Below are 16,930 nucleotides of genomic sequence, written 5' to 3'. Positions count from 1 at the left end.
CATGGGGACGCCGGAGTCAACGACCGCCGGGCGAACCCTCCGCGCCCGCGCTGCCGGGCTGACCGACCAGCCGCTGACGCTGCTTACTGTCGCCGTCTTCTGGACGTGGCTCGTCGTGCGCTGGACGAACGACTTCCTGCTGGACGGGGCGCTCATCGAGCGCAATACGTCGTTCTTCCCGACTGCGCCGTTTGAGGCGGCCGCGTCAACGCTCGGCGGGCTCGCGACGAGTCTCGGTCCGGTTGGGGTCCCCGTCGGCTGGGTCGCCGGCTTCTTCGAGTTTCTGGCCGCGTCGATTCCATACCTGCCGCAACTGGCGACCGGCGTGTGGGCCACGATACTGCTGACAGTGCTCGGCATCGCGCTTGGGTTCTTCATCGCTGTCCCGCTTAGCGTCGCTCGGGTATACGGCGGGTCTGTCACCCGTCTGGTCGCGCTGGCGTACACCGAACTGTTCCGCGGGACGCCGCTGCTCGCCCAGTTGTTCGTCCTCTACTTCGCGACGCCGCTGACGGCAATCATCCGCGAACTGCCCACAGTCGGGACCGGATTCATTCCCGCACAGGCGTTCTGGGTAGCCGTTATCGCGTTCATGCTCAACAGCGCCGCCTACCAGTCGGAGTACATCCGCTCGGCGCTGAACTCCGTCCCGGAGGGGCAACTCACCGCCGCGCGCGCCATCGGCCTCTCGAAAGTCGATGGGATACGGCACGTCGTCCTGCCACAGGGCCTGCGCTACGCGATTCCGGGCTGGTCGAACGAACTGGTGTACCTCATCAAGTACTCGTCGCTTGCGAGTTTCATCACCGTCCGTGAACTGTTCGAACGGACCGACGCCATCGCCAGCGAGACCTACCGGTACACGGAACTGTTCGTCCTCGCCGGCCTGCTGTATCTGGCGCTGGTGCTCTCGGCGTCGCTCCTGATGGAATTCGTCGAGGACCGGGTCGCCATTCCCGGCCTCGGCACGACCAGCCGATGACTACATAAAGTCAGAAAGGCCAGACTGCTGGTCGTCATCGGCTGTCTCGCTCGCTGTTTCCGTCTCGTCGTCGGTAGCGCTGTCGTCCTCGGCGGCGTCGGAGCCAGCGCCATCGTCCGCCGCAAGCGTCACCTGCTGCTCGCCGTTCTCCTCGTCAGCGCTGGTATCCTGACTATCGGTCTCCGTATTGGTTTCGCCGTCCCCGTCGGCACTCGCATCCTCGAATGCCCCACCGGAGTGTTCGACGGCAGCTTCCTCCTTGAGTGCCTCGGCGTCAGCGACGATGTCCTGCACCTTATTCGTGTCTTTGCCCGATCCAGTGACGAATGAGACGTGCTCGGCCTCCATGTCGTAGGTCGCCGCCATTGCCACCGTCAGGTCCCGGTTCCGGCAGTGGTGAGTCATCGTCGAGAGGAAGGGCATGATCTCCCGGCGGGCGGTCCGCATCGACACGCCGTCGATAGCGGCAATCTGCTGGGCGACGTAGTCCCGTGTGTTCCGGGTTCCCTTCGACCGGCCGAGCTTCGACCAGTAGCTCGGCGGGCCGTAGCGAGTCCAGCCGCCCTTTGTCCCGTCCCGCGCTGCGGCGACGCCGGCGGTCATGTTGTCGCCGGCATACCGCCAGAAGGAGTAATTCTGCGTCTCGCGCACGCGGCCAAGCCACTGGTCGGCGTTCGAGAGGAACTCGTAGGCGCGGACCAGTTCGGCCCCTTCGTAGTCCTTGGGCATGTTGTCCTCGATCCAGTTGATGAGGTCATCGGGCGTCTCATCTACGTCGTAGCTGGCCTCAAGGGCTTCCTGTGCGCCGGCCTCCTTGAGCACCACGTCGAGGTACTCGAAGATGCCCTCAGTCGTGTCGCGCTCGCCGGTTACCACGTCGTCGGCGGTCAGCTGCTCTGTCGTTTCGGCGATGGCTTGGAGGTCTTTGACCGCGCCCCGCAGGTCGCCGCTGTTCTGCTCAGCGAGTTCCTGCAGCGCGTCGGACTCGTACTCGACACCCTCCTGGCGGCAGAGGTCACGGAGAACGGGGACGATAGAGCGGGGCGAGACGTCCCGGAACTCGATGTCCTGGCAGTTGTTTCGCAAGCCGTTTGACATCTCGTAGTACTCGTTGGCGATGAGAATCATCGGCTGACTGGCCTCTTTCACGAGGGCCGTGATCGCTCGTGCACCCCCGCGGTCGGCGTTGCCGTGGATGTTGTCCGCCTCGTCCATGATGACGAGCCGGCGGCCGCCACCGCCAGCGGTCAGCGTCCCTGACTTGGCCGCCTCGCCGGCAACCCGATTGATAACGTCCTTGGTCCGGGAGTCGCTGGCGTTGAGTTCGATAGTCGGCCACCCCATGTCGTTTGCCAGCGCGTGGGCCGCTGAGGTCTTCCCGATACCCGGGGAGCCATAGAGGATGACCGCCTCACGGTGGTCGTCCCACGTCTCCGCCCACTTTTTGAGTGCGTCGCGGGCCTTGTCGTTGCCCCGCACCTCCGACAGTGTCGTCGGGCGGTACTTCTCCGTCCAATCCATTGGCTCGTTGTTGGCGCGACCGGCGTTTAGGGATTGCGGAGCGGTGTCGGTCCACTACTGAGATTTTTATTGAAAGCAACGGACAGTGTGTCCCACCAGTGGCCGGACGAAATCTCCCTTCTGCTCGTCGCGGCGTCAGTCCCGTCGTCGGCGTGGTCCTCATGCTCGTGATTAGCGTCCTTTTGGCGGCAACAGTCAGCAGTGTTGTGTTCAGTGCCAGCAGCGACCTGAACCAGCAGACACCGACCGTTGCCCGCTCGACAGGGGAGTTCGTGATTGGTCCGTCGGGTAGATGCGGTGAAAATACGGTGACGATTCGACACGACGGCGGCGACCCGGTCCCGGCCGACGAACTGGAAGTCGCTGTTGGACTGCCGGACAACGGCGCCCGCATCGTTGCGCTGCCAGTTTCCGGGACGGCGCTGTCAGCGAGGAATACTGCTGATCCGGACAACGTCGTCTACGACTACTGTGTCGGCGGTGTCATCGCTAATGGCGGACAGCGGTGGTCTGCGGGCCGGATAATCGCGTTCCAACTGAACGCCGGCGGTGGAACCGTCGAGCCGGGCGACAGCATCGAAGTACGCGTCGTCCACGCTCCCACGAACGGTGTCCTTGTCGAGGCCGAACTGACCGCTCGCCGGTAAGCGCCCGTGGTTCCGATACCCTTTTATTCGCGACCCCCCAGCGTGTGAACTAATGGCAGGGGGCGCACGTGACGACCTCGCGGAAAAAATGGCGGGCGAGGTGGCACTGAGCGACGACCCAGGGGCGACCCTGCGGAAGTGGCGTACCGACTTCGACGTTGCACAGACCGAACTCGCCGACAAACTCGATGTCTCCCCGTCCGTGGTCTCGGACTACGAGAGCGGTCGGCGTGACAACCCCGGTATCGGCGTTGTCAGGCGACTCGTCGTCGCATTGCTTGACATCGACGAGAACCGCGGCGGCGACCACATCCGCCAGCACGCCCGCGTGCTTTCGGCTGGATTCGACAGCGACGTGGTCCACGACCTCCGCGAATACTCCGCGAATGTGGGCGTCGAGCGGGTCTACGACGCTATCGACGCCGAGGAACTGTTCCGGGGTAGTCAAGACACCGTGGCGGGCCACACTGTCATCAACTCCATCGCCGCCATCACGCGCCTCTCTTCGGACGAGTTCTACCAGCTGTACGGTCAGTCGACGAACCGCGCGCTCGTGTTTACCAATGTGACCCGCGGCGAATCCCCCCTGGTCGCACTTCGGGTCGTCTCACCGACGCCCAACGCCGTCATCCTCCACGGACTTGACGACGAGGCCGTCTGGGAGCACGCGCAGGACCTCGCCCGCATCGACGACTTTTCGCTTGCGATCACCAATACAGATCTTGAGGATCTGTTGGGTGGCCTTCGAGAGCTTCCCTGAGCGCGCCGGTTCTGGCCGTGCTGTTTCGCGCCCGTCGACGTACTCTCTGGAAAACGACTGTTGTCGTGACTGCGATCTCTTTGTTCACCGGACAGCGTGACACAACTGCTCCGTCGGACTGCAGAGTTTCTAGGGAGAACTACTTTGATACCGAGGTGTCATGTCCACGCATGGTGCAATTGGGCTATCTTATCCTCTGGGCGTTCGCCGGCTTTGGACTTCTTGTTGCTGCCTCATTCGTCGGGACGATGCTTGCGCTTCAATACTACAACAGTGGGGGAACCCTCTCTGTGTCTCTCGACGACAGTATTAGCCGCCTCAACAACGATAAGCCGTAGTCGGGTAGTGTATACTGTCCAGTGCAGTACAAATAGAATTCCACGTATCCACGACAATAGATGGGATACCCCTCGCTATTCTCCACGGCTCCCTGCGGTCGCCGTTCCGACTCGAGAGCCACTCCCTTCGGTCGTGCCTCTCGCTGCTCACGGGTCACTCCGTTCCCCGTTCGCATTTCGAGGTTCTCGCTCGCGCTGCTCGCTCCGAACCTCGCTATTCTCGCGGCTGCGCCGCTCGTCTGTACGAAACCCCTCGCTTCGCTCGGGCTCTCGCTACTCCACGTACCGATATTTCCGCTCACCCATCCGGCCCCAGCCGTCGAAGGCGAACTCGTTTTCAGGGGCGGTGAACTCCTCGACATCGGTCTCAGTCTCGTGATTATGGACGTCGTGGACTTGTTCGTACTCGGCGAAGGAGAGGTCGTAGCGGTTCCGGATCTGTTCGTCGATGTCGAGCGCGCCGATTTCCTCCTCCCAGCCGGGGACGACAGTCTCGGCGTGGACTTCCGCCTGCGCGCCGGACCCGTAGGAGGCAACTAACAATCTGGCATCGTCCAGATCCAGTCCGTTCTCACGGGCGTGTTTCAGTCCGGAGGCACGGGCGATGTGGACGGAGCCGGTGTACCAGTTGCCGACCTCGCGGGAGATCTCAAGCGTCGGCTCTATGGTATTGGCGTACCAGTCCTGATAGCGCTCGGTTTCGGTGAGTGCATCGGTGTACTCCTTGATTGCGGCATGGAACTCGTCGTCTGTCTCGAAGTCCGACCGCATGGGCTGGTGACCGATTTCCTCGGCCAGCAGGTCACCCACGTCCGTGCCGCGAACGATGTGTCGGTAGCCGAGTGCCGCGGCCTTCCGGACCATCCCCGGGAACGGCGTGTGGAAGGGAATCATCTCGTAGTCGCCCGGGTGGATGTCGCCGGCCACCTCGGCGAAGTCCTCAAGCGCTTCGCGCATGCGGGCGAGGTAGACGTTCACCGAGCGTTTCCCGTCAACTGACGGGAACTGCTGATTGGGCTTGAGGAAGTCAGTCTCGTCGGCGCTGCCGTATCCCTGTTCGGCAGAGAGTTCGACCAGATTCGGGTCTTCGTCGACGAGCATCGCCACCGCGCCGGCTCCCTGCGTGGCCTCGCCGGGGTCGTCGCGGGCGTACAGTGCGGTGTCAGTAGCGATGACGAGCGCGGCCCGACCGCGGTTTCGTCCGGCGCGAATCCAGTTGTAGGCGTCGTCGAGGCTCTGTGTCCCGGAGATACAGGCGAACTTCCGCTCGCCCTTGTTGGCGTGGTGGAAGTTCTCGTCGTATACCTGTTCGAGACAGCCCGCGATGTATGTCGAGACGGGTTTTGAGTTGTCGAAAGCGCTCTCGGTCGCTACGTCGATACGGCCGATATCTTCCGGTGTTAGCCCCTTGCGCTTCATCAGGCGATGGGCCGCATTCGCCCCCATCGTGACGATGTCCTCGTACACATCGGGGAACGATGATGCGCGCAGGCCCAGTCCCTTCGTGTACTTCCCCGGATCGTCTCCCTGAGCCGGTGCGAACGTCTCAGCGAGGTCGAGTTTGAGCTTCCCGGTCCAGATCTCCATGGCGTCGATACCGACTGCAGTCATGAGTCTAACGTCAGTGTGGATGTATATGGGTTTGTCGACTGGTCTTTCGACGATTGCCTAGTATTGCGCCAATCTGGCGCGAACGGTCCGTGAGATAGTTATTCGCTGGCTGCCGGCTTCGTATTAAAGGAGAAATCGACCATACATTCGTCTTCGAGAACGTCGTACGGCTCACTTGGTGACGGAACGGCACGCGACCAGTCGGTGTTGTTGACTACGAGCCGATACGTTCCCGGCTCGATAGTAATCCGGTTGTCGCGGATGTTCGTCTTGTGGAACCGTGACACCTCACCAGCGTACCGGGCCCGGTAGCGACTCTGGAACGCCCGGTACTCTTCTTCGGTGAACAGAATGACATCCACGGCCGGGCCGCGCCGAACGATGAGGTCGTAGGTGAGCGTCGTCTGGCCAGTCACGTCGACTGTGAAATCTTCGTACTCGTTTTCTTCCAATCGGAACGTCGTATCAACCGACCGGTGGTTCGGCTCGGGTGTCGGCGTCGGTGTCTCAGTCTCGACCTGCAGCCGTGCCGATGTTTCCGTAGTGCTGTTCGCCTGCGACGCCTCGGCGCGCTGTGCTGTTGAAGTGTTTGCCGGAGCAGCACTATTCGCTGACGAGGCAGTGTTAACACGATCCGCTGTCGCGGTGCGTTGTGACGCTGTCGGTTCCGGGACTGGCGTCGTCTCGGACTCCTCTTCAGGTCGATTCCCGAGACAGCCGGCAGAGAGCGCGGCGAGCACCGAGGCTCCGAAGCCGCGCCGCGACAGGTCACCCATACCTCAGGACACTCATCCACAGTAAAGATGTTTACGGGCGGGTTCTCGTCGCTGGTAATTGGATCGCCGCCCCCTCCCAAACATATTTGTGGAGAGAGAGCCGAATCTACGCCGTTCGAGACGGGTCCGAGATAACTGTATCCAAGGTATCATTTCTCGGAACCGAACAGGAACGTTTCATATGAACAGGTCGGTCATCACACTCGGAGTAGTGGTTCTGGCGGTACTCAGTGTCTCGGGACTTGCGGGAGTAGCGGTCGAGGGAACGCTTGGCGTAGACGCGAGTCAGCCAGCCCCGACGGAGTCCGTAGAAGCGTCGTCGGCGACGACGCCCCACAAGGACAGTGTGTCACCCGACACGCCACGCAGTGAGAAGACTGCGGCCGTGGTCACACAGTCCACCGAAGCTCCCTCGACGCCGGAAGCGGTACAGCCCACACCGGCAGACTCGGGGACAGATATCGATACGACCCGCCTCGAAGACCGGCTCGTAGCGGCAATCAATGACCGACGCGGCAACCCGGTTGCCAACGACGCTTTCGACGGCTCGCTCTCGGATGAGACCAAAACCGGACAGAAGCTCTCAGCGATGGCCGGCAACCACAGCCAGCGAATGGCTGCACAGGGGTTGGCCTCCCCGATTGCGAACGGGTCAGATACGACAGATCGATACGCAGCCGCTGGACTGTCCGAGCAGTGTCGCCTCCGTCACGAAGGCAATGCGTATCTCCGCCCGGTGACCGACCTCGAACTGGTCACGAGCATCGACCCGAACGGGGCGAACGCGACCCGGACGGCGAACGCCGTCGCCGACCACTGGTTCGACCTCTCGGGCCCCCGTGACACGTTGTACGTGGCGAACGCGAACCACATCGGCGTCGGCGCGGCGACCGCCGACGGCGTCGTCTACATTACTGTGAATCTCTGCTGAGACCGGCGACAGAGCGGCCGTTACGGCACCTCTTTGCGAACAGTATCGGCATTTCCTCCCGAGTCAACAACGCGGAGTGCGACTACTGTGCCGGAGTCTACCTTTCTGTTCTCTACCGTCTGTCCGGTTGCATCGTCGAAGATACCGTCGCCGTCGAGGTCCCACTCGTAGGCTGCGATGTCGCCCTGCGGGTCGCTGGATGGGCTGGCATCAAAGTCCCACTTGTCGTTCGATTCCGGTCCATTGGAGGCTATCGTGAAGTCGGCGTTCGGTTGCTCGTTCGTGTTCGCGCCGCCGGGAGTGACCGTGAACATCTTCGAATCAGTACCGCCGCTTGCCAGCTCGTAGGTGACTGTTATCGTGACGCTCTCGCCGGCCATATCCACCTCGGAGGTGCCAAATAAAGTGTCCTGGACGAACTCGAACAGGTGGAACGTCGCAGTTGATGTGTCGGACAGTACCGGGTTTGGACCGTTCAGGCTGCCATCACTGTCGACATCAACAGTTCGTGGGATATCTGTTCCGCCACCGAAGTCGGTATATCCGTCCGTGTCTGCCTGGATATATATCTCATTCTCTTGTGGTGCCGGGGGACGGTCGTTGCTAAAGCTGTCGCTGAGTCGGATTATATCGTCATTAACGGGGTCGATTGCCACCGTCGTTATTGTGATCTCCTCATCCAATTCATTGGTGACAGTAAACTGGACGCCACCGTCAGTGTCCCCGTTGCTATCGAGGGCAACAGCGTCCTCGTTGTAAATGAGACCACTGGTGCCAGACCCATCACCGGATCCTTGGTTTGGCTCCGTCACCGTTAGCGGAATCGAGACATTTTCTGGGGTCTCCCCATCGAACGACCCGTCGATTTCACCGAGGCTGAACTGTGCGGTGTATGTTCCAGTTGCCGTCGACTGGTTCGCTTCGTAGACGAACTTGACCCGACCGTCGTTGTCGGACACTTCCGTACCCGTGGTAAGCGAGCCGGCGTTACTCCCGTCGACTGTGCCGTTGACTTGGATATCGCCGCTGGGATTGTTGTACGCGTCCCGAACCTCCAGCACAACCTCTCCGCTTTCGCCTTTCGCGACAGTAATATTCTCACTGTCGACCGTCGTGAGGTACGCCTCGCTCTCGGAGGTAACCCGAGTACCGACACCTGCTTTCGCCATCTTCAGGCGGTAGTTCGTCCCTCGTTCAAAGACGATGGTGATGTTGTAGAGCGATCCGGGTCCATCAGCCTCGGTGACGTTCGCGACGTATCGTTCGTTGCTCATGTCGCCCGGATTCGGGTCGATTTGGTCCTCAAGAAGGACACTCCACTCCTCCTCCGGGAGACGGGAGAGAAACGAGACCGAGACGTTCGATGTCGCCGTCGTATTTGTTACGCGGACCGTCCGGGAGGACTGGGATTTCGGCTCTACGTCGACCGTGACCGAATCGCTCGCCGAGCGGCTCATCGACCCGTTGAGCGTGACGAGCGTGATGTCGCGCCCGTCGACCATCGCCTGTTCCGAGAGCGTGATGTTCCCCCCGCGGAACTGGTTGTAGACCACCGAGTGCTCGTAGACAGTCTCCGGCGCCTCCCCGTAGACGTTGTATTCCGGCTTGTAGGCGATGGCCCCCGTGTTGTAGTGTCGCGGCGTGGCTCCGTCCCAGTAATCTGCCGTTTCAGGGGTAATCGCCTCAGCGTTGCGAACCGTGAGGTTTTGCGACTCGTTGCTGGTCCCATCTGTGTACAGCAACCCCGACGGTGGCCCGGGATTCGTCGCCACCAGCCGACTCGGGTATCGCGTCCCCAACTGGACCGAGACGGCTTGCCGGCTCGGCTGTCCCGGGACAGAGACGATTGCGTTTCGCAGGTCCTGTAGTTGCGTTTGGACCTGCTGATTGTGGTTGAACTCCACCTCCCGGTTTTGCTCCGGCACGGCAAACGCTTGGTACGATGAGAAGGCGATGATCAGCACGCCAAACAGCAGTACAGCCCCGACCTGTACTGACTGCGCACGCTCATCGCCCATGAAAGTCATGGCGATGAGTTGCGGAGACGGCGGTAAAAACCTGACTGCCGAATTATCAACTCTCGTCTTCTTCGACGACTTCCGGATCGCTCATCGCAGTCTGGAGACTGTCGAGTCCATTGACCCACTCGGAGACGAGTCCGTATTCGAGGTCCTCAGCGACCTCCATCGGGAGCTCCGACCCGCCGATGATCTGCGTGCCGGCCTGCACACAGTACCCGAGCGCCGCATCGAGATCCTCTTGGGCTTCCGCGTCTGCGGCAGCTTCAATGTAGTCCGTGATGGTCGCGTCGTCCGCGGCCCCCTCAGCAACGAACTCCTCGGCCGCGTAGAACACGCACAAAAGCGAGGTCTGGACGCCGTCGATCAGCATCACGGTCTCCTCGTCGTCGATGTTGATGTCATCGAGAACGATTTCCCGGACCCCGGTAAGCTCGTCGAGCGTCGCCTCCTCGTCAAGCGGTCCGTCCTCGTAGTCGGTGATAATCTTCGCGACCGCGATCGCGGCGTCGTCTTGGAGGTTCAACAGGAGACGCGCCGAATCCTCGTCTTCAGGGTCGACGTCTTCTTCCTCGATACGGTCTAGCCAGTTCTGCCAGCGTTCTTCGGTGTAATACTCCCCCGGCGGAGTGCTCATACCAGTCCGTTCGTGCCGTTGGGGATAGTAGTTTCGACCGGCGGTCGCTCTGGCGCGCGGGCTTTCTCATAGAGAGGGACAAGCGAACCACTATTTTAGCGCTTGAAACAGCTCCTTTGTGAGGATTTCCGGATCGTCTGCACGCTCCGAAGGCCTGCTACGGTCTCGGTTGAGGGACGCACTTTTATGTCAGCCGAACATGTTATGTTCTGTCATGGCACAGCGACAGCCAGTTCCGACCTATGACGGCCCACTCGAGCCGGCTGCAGTGGCCGTGCTGGCCAAACGTGTTGGTCTGGCGCTGGTCGCCGTGGCGCTGCCGGTTGCAGTCGGTGCGTTCGCCGGCATGGCCCTTACCGCCGGGTCGCTCTCGGCCGCGACCGATGCCACGGCCGGCGCAATGAGCGGGCCGCTGACAGCAGCGCAGGGCCTGTCTCGGCTGTTCTACGTCAGTGCGCTCGGGACCGCGCTGGGATGCTGGGCTCTCGGGCTGGGGCTCCTTCTCGACGGTCTCGACCTGTAGGTCAGCCGTCGCCGTCCGGACGCATCTCCACGCTGCCTTGCAGTGACTCCTCGTCCGCCGCGTCCACGCGGTTCGAGAGGGTCCGCTGAGGGAACGGGATCGAGATGTCTTCCTCGTCGAACGTGGCTTTCACGCCCCGGACCACCGCCGAGATGGCGCGCCACTTCCGCGGTGGCGTCGGGTGATCGATCCAGAACCGGAGTTCCATCACCACGGCGGAATCGCCGAAGTCCTTCGGGACAACGTCCGGCGTCGGCGAATCGACGACGTGCTCGATGTCCGCCATCGCTTCACGGGCAAGGTCCATCGCCCGGTCGATGTCGGTGTCGTAGTCCACACCGATGTCGACTGTGAGCCGCAACAGTCCCTTCCGGCTGCGGTTCGTCACCGCGCGGTCGCTCACGCGGTCGTTCGGTATGATGACGAACTCGCCGTCGAAGTTCTCCAGCCGCGTGTTGAAGATCGTTATGTCGGTCACGATACCCTCCTGATCGCCGACGAGCACCCAGTCGCCGATAGTGAACGGACGGGAAAACATCAGGACGAAGCCGGCGATGAGCGAGCCGAGCGTCTGTCTGGCGGCCAGACCGACAACAATACCGAGAAACCCGGCCCCGACGAGCAGGCCACTGAGATCGATACCCCAGACGGCGAAGATCGTTGCACCGATGGTGACGAACACGGTGACCTGCCCCAGTCGGAGGAGGATCTCCTCCTGATGTTCGGTGAAGCCGGTAACAGCTTGGCTGAACCGTCCAATCCACCGCTGCATCTGGTCAGACAGGACGAAGGCCAGCATGACGAGAACGACCGTCTGTATCGTCGCCAGTACTGACCGATCGCTCCCGTTGAGGTACGGCCCGACTGTCTGGACGATATCGAGAACGCCCCAGACGATGAGAAACGAGACGACGACGAGAACGACCATCGAGAACTGGGCGATCCTGAGAAACACGCCCCGGATGGTCGTCGGCGTGTAGTCGGCCATGAGCTGCAGCCAGTCCCCGGTTCGGGCCGATGCGACAGATCGAAGCCGGGAGAGGACTGCTGGAACGACGACGACGCTGAGAAGGAGCACAGTCAGGAGAATGAGCGTCGCGACGAGTCGCCCCTGCGTTGCGACCAACTGGTCCAGCGACCGCTGTAACACTGTAAAGAGGTCCAGAAGGCTTTCTCCGGTGTCGTTGGCCGTCGGCGTAGGCGTGGCCGTCCCCTGCACAGCCACGTATCGCCGCCGTAGGAACTTGTGTCTTCGTCTTTGAGACGGTCTGTAAGTATCTGAAACCGGTCAAAAGCGACTCGTTGTGGCTCCAGTTAGACGCCGCGACCCTGCAACTGCTCTTCCTCGTCTAGGTCCGCGTTCGCTTGGCCTTTCATCCCTTTGCCGGGGTTCTTTGCGATCTCTTTGAGCTGTTCGGGGTCGTCGTAGTTGTTGACCGCCGCGACGACGGACTCACCCATCGCCTGTGGGTTCTCAGCGCCGAAGATACCCGAGCCGACGAAAATGCCGTCACAGCCGTGTTGCATCATGAGCGCGGCGTCGGCGGGCGTGGCGATGCCGCCGGCCGCGAAGTTGACAACCGGAAGCCGACCGCGGTCGGCCGTCTCGTGGACGAGCCGCCGGGGCGCGCCGTGTTCGCGGGCCCACTCGTCGCGTTCTTCGTAGGCCATCCCTTCGAGCTTGCCGATAGCACGCTGGATGTTACGCTGGTGCGTGACGGCCTGATTCACATCGCCGGTACCCGCCTCGCCCTTCGTGCGAATCATCGCCGCGCCCTCGTCGATGCGGCGCAGCGCCTCGGCGAGGTTCCGCGCCCCGCAGACGAATGGAGCGGTGAACTCGCGCTTGTCGATGTGGTAGCGGTCGTCGGCCTGGGTCAGCACTTCCGACTCGTCGACCATGTCCGCGCCAGCCGCTTCCAGAATCTGGGCCTCGGCGGTGTGGCCGATGCGGGCCTTGCCCATCACCGGAATCGACACTTCCTCGATTATCTCTTCGAGTTTACTGGGGTCAGCCATCCGGGCGACACCGCCTCGCTTGCGGATATCGGCCGGCACCGACTCTAGGTGCATCACGGCAACCGCGCCGGCGTCCTCGGCAATCCGGGCTTGCTCACGGTTGACGACATCCATGATGACGCCGCCTTTCTGCATCTTCGCGAAGCCGCGTTTGACGAGGTCAGTCCCGCGACGGAGGTCCTCGAGGTCGGTCTCTTCAGTCATTATCCAGACTTAGTGCTGGATTTACTTAACGCGTGTCCTTTCGAGGGACAGAACGCCGTTTGACCCACCCGCGGGGACCCGGTATCGGGCCAGCGATCACAGGACGAAGCTGAGACCACTACCGTTTTCATCGCGTCTCCCCACTCCATCGACATGGCTCCGGATGAGGGTGTCGGCGGACGCATCGACGCGGCTGTCGCGCGGGTGTTCAGCCGGCGGCTCCCCGATGCCGAAGGGCTTCCGCGGTACGTCGCGCCGCTGCCGGCGTGGCTAGAGAACGTCGGCCTCAGACTCGCCTGGCCAATCGCGCTCGTCAATCTGGTCGGGACGCTGTTCGGGTTCTGGTACTACGCCGGCCGGCCGCTGAACACAGCGCCGCCGCTCATAGAGGGGCAGCTCGGTGCGGCTCCGCTAGCTGCTTACCCCCTGATTCCGGATTCACCCGTGGCGACGATGTTCATCGGGCTCTCGCTGGTGGCCTGGCGGCTCGACTGGAACGCTGAGTGGCTCCACATGCTCGGCTTCTTCGGCTGCATCAAGCTCGGCCTCTGGACGCCGTACGTCCAGCTCGCTCTCAATGGTCCCGGCGGAATTCCGCTGTGGCTCTACTGGTTCCTGATTCTGAGCCATCTGGCGATGGCGCTGGAGGCGTTTCTCATCCACCGCTACGCGAGCTTTTCGGTCATCTCGGTTGCCGTTGCGGTGTTCTGGTACGGCTTCAACGACATCGTGGATTACTTCCTCCCGATTCTGGACGGTCCCCACCACACTTGGCTGCGTGCTGAACCTCTCGCCGCCACCGGTGGGTTCGACCACACGGTGCTCGCCCACGACCTTGCGGCCGGCTGGGCGGTCGTACTGACGCTCTTGGCGACATTTCTCGCGCTGGCGACGCGTGTAGAGAAAGTAAAACGACAGGCGTGAACGGTTCGGTCTCCCGCCAGTGGTTTCGGTAGTGTCTCAGGTCGTGAATCCGTCCTCTGCCTCGCGCTCGTCGAGCACCCACTCCAGTTCCTCGATAGCGCGCAGGATGGCGACCTCCGCCTCGTCTTCCAGTTCGGTCGACGGCGGGTCGTGCTTGTCGTACTCGTCCTGCAGCGCCTCGATGCGGTCCCGAATCGTTTCCTCTGTTCGCATGGTTCAAATGACCGGACCCGCAGGTCTTGATGCTACTGGTCCCGGCGATGTGCGGTCAGTGACCGCCGGGAACACCTGCAAAACGAGCCGAGTCTACCGAACGACGACGACGGCGCTCTCGGTTTCGGTCATTTCGCCCTCGCCGGAGTAGGTCCGGGACTCTTCGACGGTGAACATCTCGTCGGTGAGCGTGACACCGGCAACGTGCAGTTCGTCGTCGTCGATATCGTAGTCGCCATCTTCGATAGCAGCGTCGATAGCGCCGACTTCGCTGCCGAACTCGGGGCCGACCAGCGAGTAATCGAGGTCAATGCCGCTGACCTCGGTCGTGATGTCCGGGGCCTCGTCGTAGGTGTCCAGTTGCGCGACGTGCATCGCCTCGGCGACGGCGTCCTCGAAGCCGGCGACGTGGCCGAACACCTCAACGTGGTCGAGGTCGGCGTTCAGCGGCAGACCGTTCTCGGTCTTGTACCGCCGGAGCGCGGAAACGACCTCCATCGCCGTCTCGCCCGCTTCGAGGTCGGCGTCGTAGCCGCCCGAAGTCGGCCAGTCCGTCGTGTGGATTGAGGTATCCTCGTTATAGCACCGCTCCCACAGTTCCTCCGTGATGTGGGGGAGGAACGGCGCGAACAGCTGCAGGAAGGTCCGGTGGGCCTGCAGCAGCGTGAACTCGGTCGAGGCCGCGGTCCCGTCCGAAAGCCGCTGCTTGGCGATTTCGAGGTAGTCGTCACAGAACGTGTTCCAGAAGAACGACCGGAGTTCGTTGCGGGCCTTCGAGAACTCGTAGGCCTCGAACTTCGCCGTGACCGACTCGATGGTCGCGTCTAGTTCAGCCAGCAGCCACTCGTCGACCGCGGCGAGGTCGTCGGGCTCGTCTGGCTGACTCGCGGGCGTGAGCTGGTCGACCAGCCGGGAGGCGTTCCAGAGTTTCTGGAGGAGTCGCTCACCAGCTTCGAGGTCCCCCTCCTTGTATGGGAAGTCGTCGCCGATGGAGGTGCCGGCGGCCCAGTACCGGGTGGCGTCGACCGGGAACTTCTCTAAGACCTCGCTTGGCGGGATGACGTTGCCCTTGGACTTGGACATCGCCTCGCGGTTCTCGTCTAAGACCATCCCGTTTATCATCACGTTCTCGAAGGGCACCTCGCCGGTGTGTTCGTAGCACTTGACGACGGTGTGGAACAGCCAGAACGAGATGATGTCGTGGCCCTGCGGGCGCAGGTCGAAGGGGTACAGCTCCGGCAGTTCCATGGTGAACGACTCGCTGTCGGCGTCCCAGTCCCAGCCGGCATTCACGAGCGGCGTCAGCGACGAGGTCGCCCAGGTGTCGAACACGTCCTCCTCGGGCGTCAGCGAGTCGTGGCCGCACTCAGGACAGCTATCGACCGGCGGGTCGTCTGACAGCGGGTCGACCGGGAGCTGGTCGCGCTCGGCCATCACGGGCTCGCCGCAGTCGTCGCAGTACCACACCGGAATCGGGATGCCCGAATCGCGCTGGCGGGAGATACACCAGTCCCACTCAAGTCCCTCTATCCAATGCTCGTAGCGGGTGGCCATCTTCTCGGGGAACCACTCCATCTGGCGGCCCGCCTCGATGTACTCCTCTTTCTTGTCGAGCAGTTCGATGTACCACTGCTCGGTGACGAGGTACTCGACTTCCTCTTCACAGCGTTCGTGGACCTGGACGGTGTGGTCGTGGTCGCGGCTCTCCAGCAGCGACCCCTCCTCGCGCAGGTCCTCGATGATGGCCTTGCGGGCCTCGGTGGTGTGCATCCCCTCGTAGTCGCCGGCGAGGTCGGTCATCGTCGCGGACTCGTCGATGGCGAGCCGCAGCGGCAGGTCGTGGGCCTGGTACCACTCGATGTCGTTCTGGTCGCCGAAGGTACAGCACATCACGATGCCGCTGCCGGTCTCCATGTCGACGCGCTCGTCGGCGATGATGGGAACCTCTTGCTCGAAGATGGGGACCCGGGCCGTCCCGCCGACGAGGTGCTGATTGTCGTCGTCCTCGGGGTGGACGAAGACGGCGACACAGGCCGGAAGTAGCTCGGGCCGCGTCGTCGAGATGGTGAACGTCGCGTCCTCGTCGGCAGGCCCCTCGCCCGTCTCCACGAGGTCGAAGGCGATATCGTTGAACTTCGTGTGCTTGTCCTTGTCCTCCTGTTCGACCTGTGAGATGGCCGTCTCACAGTCCGGACACCAGATGGTCGGTGCGCGCTGGCGGTACTCCCGGCCCTGCTCGTAGAGGTCGAGGAAGGATAGCTGGGAGACCCGCTGGACGTCCGGCGCGATGGTCTTGTAGGTGTTGTCCCAGTCGACCGAGATGGCAAGCGACTGCACGTCCTCGGTGAACTCGTCCTCGAACTGTGTACACACGTCGCGACACTTCTCCTGGAACTCTCGGCGCGGGTAATCCTGGTGTCGGATGCCGAGTTCGCGCTCGGTGAGCCGTTCCGAGGCGATGCCGTTGTCGTCGTAACCGAAGGGGAAATAGACGGTGTCGTCGCGCATCCGGTGGAAGCGGGCGACGAAGTCCTGCAGGGTGAACTGATAGAGGTGCCCCATATGGAGGTTCCCCGACACCGTCGGCGGCGGCGTGTCGATAGTGAAACGGGTGTCGGCGTCCCCGTCGTAGGCGTAGGTCTTGTCCGCGACCCACTGGTCTTGCCACTCCGGCTCTACCTCGCGAGGGTCGTACTCCCCCTCAAGGGCGTTTTCTGGTTTGTCTGCGCTCGATTCGTCCTGCGGTGGGTCCTGTGTATCACTCATATTCAAACTGTGGGTGTAACACCCGGGTCGCATCTGACTGCGGCGTGGTTATCAGCGGTG

General features: G+C 62.3%; 16 protein-coding genes. 7 read left to right on the top strand and 9 right to left on the bottom strand.

The annotated features are described in order from the left end of the window. Nucleotide 1 precedes the first annotated feature (1 nt). A complete protein-coding gene (locus DVK01_RS02225; RefSeq protein ID WP_121535218.1) occupies nucleotides 2-982 on the top strand; it encodes an amino acid ABC transporter permease in 981 nt (326 codons plus the stop codon). Here the strand turns inward: DVK01_RS02225 and DVK01_RS02220 are convergent, their stop codons facing one another. Beyond that, a complete protein-coding gene (locus tag DVK01_RS02220; protein WP_101350692.1) occupies nucleotides 983-2,503 on the bottom strand; it encodes a replication factor C large subunit in 1,521 nt (506 codons plus the stop codon). A gap of 98 nt (nucleotides 2,504-2,601) precedes the next feature. On the opposite strand from DVK01_RS02220, the gene DVK01_RS02215 reads away from it, so the two are divergent. The 3 genes from DVK01_RS02215 to DVK01_RS21795 all read left to right on the top strand — a co-directional run bounded on the left by DVK01_RS02215 (nucleotide 2,602) and on the right by DVK01_RS21795 (nucleotide 4,248). Then, nucleotides 2,602-3,150: a type IV pilin gene (locus tag DVK01_RS02215; RefSeq protein ID WP_232794475.1), complete on the top strand. Its 549-nt coding sequence runs from the start codon at nucleotides 2,602-2,604 to the stop codon at nucleotides 3,148-3,150. Between the two features lie 52 nt (nucleotides 3,151-3,202). Further along, nucleotides 3,203-3,910, top strand: coding sequence for a helix-turn-helix domain-containing protein (locus DVK01_RS02210; protein WP_101350691.1), 708 nt, complete (start codon nucleotides 3,203-3,205; stop codon nucleotides 3,908-3,910). A gap of 170 nt (nucleotides 3,911-4,080) precedes the next feature. Continuing rightward, a complete protein-coding gene (locus DVK01_RS21795; RefSeq protein WP_158598756.1) occupies nucleotides 4,081-4,248 on the top strand; it encodes a hypothetical protein in 168 nt (55 codons plus the stop codon). Between the two features lie 273 nt (nucleotides 4,249-4,521). Here the strand turns inward: DVK01_RS21795 and hmgB are convergent, their stop codons facing one another. Together hmgB and DVK01_RS02200 are read right to left on the bottom strand one after the other, a co-directional pair. After that, nucleotides 4,522-5,859 (bottom strand): hydroxymethylglutaryl-CoA synthase, encoded by a 1,338-nt coding sequence (gene hmgB / locus DVK01_RS02205; protein ID WP_101350690.1) that lies wholly within the window; start codon nucleotides 5,857-5,859, stop codon nucleotides 4,522-4,524. Nucleotides 5,860-5,957: 98 nt separating this feature from the next. After that, nucleotides 5,958-6,635, bottom strand: coding sequence for a hypothetical protein (locus tag DVK01_RS02200; RefSeq protein ID WP_101350689.1), 678 nt, complete (start codon nucleotides 6,633-6,635; stop codon nucleotides 5,958-5,960). Nucleotides 6,636-6,816: 181 nt separating this feature from the next. On the opposite strand from DVK01_RS02200, the gene DVK01_RS02195 reads away from it, so the two are divergent. Further along, nucleotides 6,817-7,566 carry a CAP domain-containing protein gene (locus tag DVK01_RS02195; RefSeq protein WP_121535216.1) on the top strand — a complete coding sequence of 250 codons (750 nt, stop codon included), beginning with the start codon at nucleotides 6,817-6,819 and terminating at the stop codon, nucleotides 7,564-7,566. A gap of 20 nt (nucleotides 7,567-7,586) precedes the next feature. Here the strand turns inward: DVK01_RS02195 and DVK01_RS02190 are convergent, their stop codons facing one another. Continuing rightward, nucleotides 7,587-9,593, bottom strand: coding sequence for a hypothetical protein (locus tag DVK01_RS02190; protein ID WP_121535214.1), 2,007 nt, complete (start codon nucleotides 9,591-9,593; stop codon nucleotides 7,587-7,589). A gap of 46 nt (nucleotides 9,594-9,639) precedes the next feature. Then, nucleotides 9,640-10,221: a DUF2150 family protein gene (locus DVK01_RS02185; protein WP_101350686.1), complete on the bottom strand. Its 582-nt coding sequence runs from the start codon at nucleotides 10,219-10,221 to the stop codon at nucleotides 9,640-9,642. Nucleotides 10,222-10,435: 214 nt separating this feature from the next. Here DVK01_RS02185 and DVK01_RS02180 point away from each other — a divergent pair, with 214 nt between their 5' ends. Beyond that, nucleotides 10,436-10,744 (top strand): hypothetical protein, encoded by a 309-nt coding sequence (locus tag DVK01_RS02180; protein ID WP_101350685.1) that lies wholly within the window; start codon nucleotides 10,436-10,438, stop codon nucleotides 10,742-10,744. Nucleotide 10,745: 1 nt separating this feature from the next. Here the strand turns inward: DVK01_RS02180 and DVK01_RS02175 are convergent, their stop codons facing one another. Together DVK01_RS02175 and pdxS are read right to left on the bottom strand one after the other, a co-directional pair. After that, nucleotides 10,746-11,969 carry a mechanosensitive ion channel family protein gene (locus tag DVK01_RS02175; protein WP_101350684.1) on the bottom strand — a complete coding sequence of 408 codons (1,224 nt, stop codon included), beginning with the start codon at nucleotides 11,967-11,969 and terminating at the stop codon, nucleotides 10,746-10,748. An 89-nt stretch (nucleotides 11,970-12,058) separates the two neighbouring features. Further along, nucleotides 12,059-12,967, bottom strand: a complete 909-nt coding sequence (gene pdxS, locus DVK01_RS02170) for a pyridoxal 5'-phosphate synthase lyase subunit PdxS (protein WP_004517082.1) — start codon at nucleotides 12,965-12,967, stop codon at nucleotides 12,059-12,061. A 153-nt stretch (nucleotides 12,968-13,120) separates the two neighbouring features. On the opposite strand from pdxS, the gene DVK01_RS02165 reads away from it, so the two are divergent. Continuing rightward, the gene (locus tag DVK01_RS02165) at nucleotides 13,121-13,891 is read left to right on the top strand and encodes a DUF1405 domain-containing protein (protein WP_101350683.1); all 771 of its coding nucleotides are present in this window, start codon (nucleotides 13,121-13,123) and stop codon (nucleotides 13,889-13,891) included. A 36-nt stretch (nucleotides 13,892-13,927) separates the two neighbouring features. Here the strand turns inward: DVK01_RS02165 and DVK01_RS22055 are convergent, their stop codons facing one another. Further along, on the bottom strand, nucleotides 13,928-14,104 hold the full coding sequence (locus DVK01_RS22055; protein ID WP_004957739.1) for a hypothetical protein: 177 nt from the start codon (nucleotides 14,102-14,104) through the stop codon (nucleotides 13,928-13,930). A 93-nt stretch (nucleotides 14,105-14,197) separates the two neighbouring features. Then, entirely contained in the window at nucleotides 14,198-16,870 is a 2,673-nt protein-coding gene (locus tag DVK01_RS02160) for a valine--tRNA ligase (protein WP_121535213.1), read from the bottom strand. Between the last annotated feature and the right edge of the window lie 60 nt (nucleotides 16,871-16,930).

The organism is Haloarcula sp. Atlit-120R, from assembly GCF_003665885.1.
GTDB classification, from domain to species: domain Archaea; phylum Halobacteriota; class Halobacteria; order Halobacteriales; family Haloarculaceae; genus Haloarcula; species Haloarcula taiwanensis.
This window is presented reverse-complemented; position numbering and strand designations above follow the sequence as displayed.

Coding starts and splice junctions, on each gene's coding strand:
- DVK01_RS02210 (WP_101350691.1), top strand. CDS start 3,203: ATGGCAGGGGGCGCACGTGACGACCTCGCGGAAAAAATGGCGGGCGAG.
- hmgB (WP_101350690.1), bottom strand. CDS start 5,859: ATGACTGCAGTCGGTATCGACGCCATGGAGATCTGGACCGGGAAGCTC.
- DVK01_RS02220 (WP_101350692.1), bottom strand. CDS start 2,503: ATGGATTGGACGGAGAAGTACCGCCCGACGACACTGTCGGAGGTGCGG.
- DVK01_RS02185 (WP_101350686.1), bottom strand. CDS start 10,221: ATGAGCACTCCGCCGGGGGAGTATTACACCGAAGAACGCTGGCAGAAC.
- DVK01_RS02190 (WP_121535214.1), bottom strand. CDS start 9,593: ATGACTTTCATGGGCGATGAGCGTGCGCAGTCAGTACAGGTCGGGGCT.
- pdxS (WP_004517082.1), bottom strand. CDS start 12,967: ATGACTGAAGAGACCGACCTCGAGGACCTCCGTCGCGGGACTGACCTC.
- DVK01_RS02160 (WP_121535213.1), bottom strand. CDS start 16,870: ATGAGTGATACACAGGACCCACCGCAGGACGAATCGAGCGCAGACAAA.
- DVK01_RS22055 (WP_004957739.1), bottom strand. CDS start 14,104: ATGCGAACAGAGGAAACGATTCGGGACCGCATCGAGGCGCTGCAGGAC.
- DVK01_RS02165 (WP_101350683.1), top strand. CDS start 13,121: ATGGCTCCGGATGAGGGTGTCGGCGGACGCATCGACGCGGCTGTCGCG.
- DVK01_RS21795 (WP_158598756.1), top strand. CDS start 4,081: ATGGTGCAATTGGGCTATCTTATCCTCTGGGCGTTCGCCGGCTTTGGA.
- DVK01_RS02225 (WP_121535218.1), top strand. CDS start 2: ATGGGGACGCCGGAGTCAACGACCGCCGGGCGAACCCTCCGCGCCCGC.
- DVK01_RS02180 (WP_101350685.1), top strand. CDS start 10,436: ATGGCACAGCGACAGCCAGTTCCGACCTATGACGGCCCACTCGAGCCG.
- DVK01_RS02200 (WP_101350689.1), bottom strand. CDS start 6,635: ATGGGTGACCTGTCGCGGCGCGGCTTCGGAGCCTCGGTGCTCGCCGCG.
- DVK01_RS02195 (WP_121535216.1), top strand. CDS start 6,817: ATGAACAGGTCGGTCATCACACTCGGAGTAGTGGTTCTGGCGGTACTC.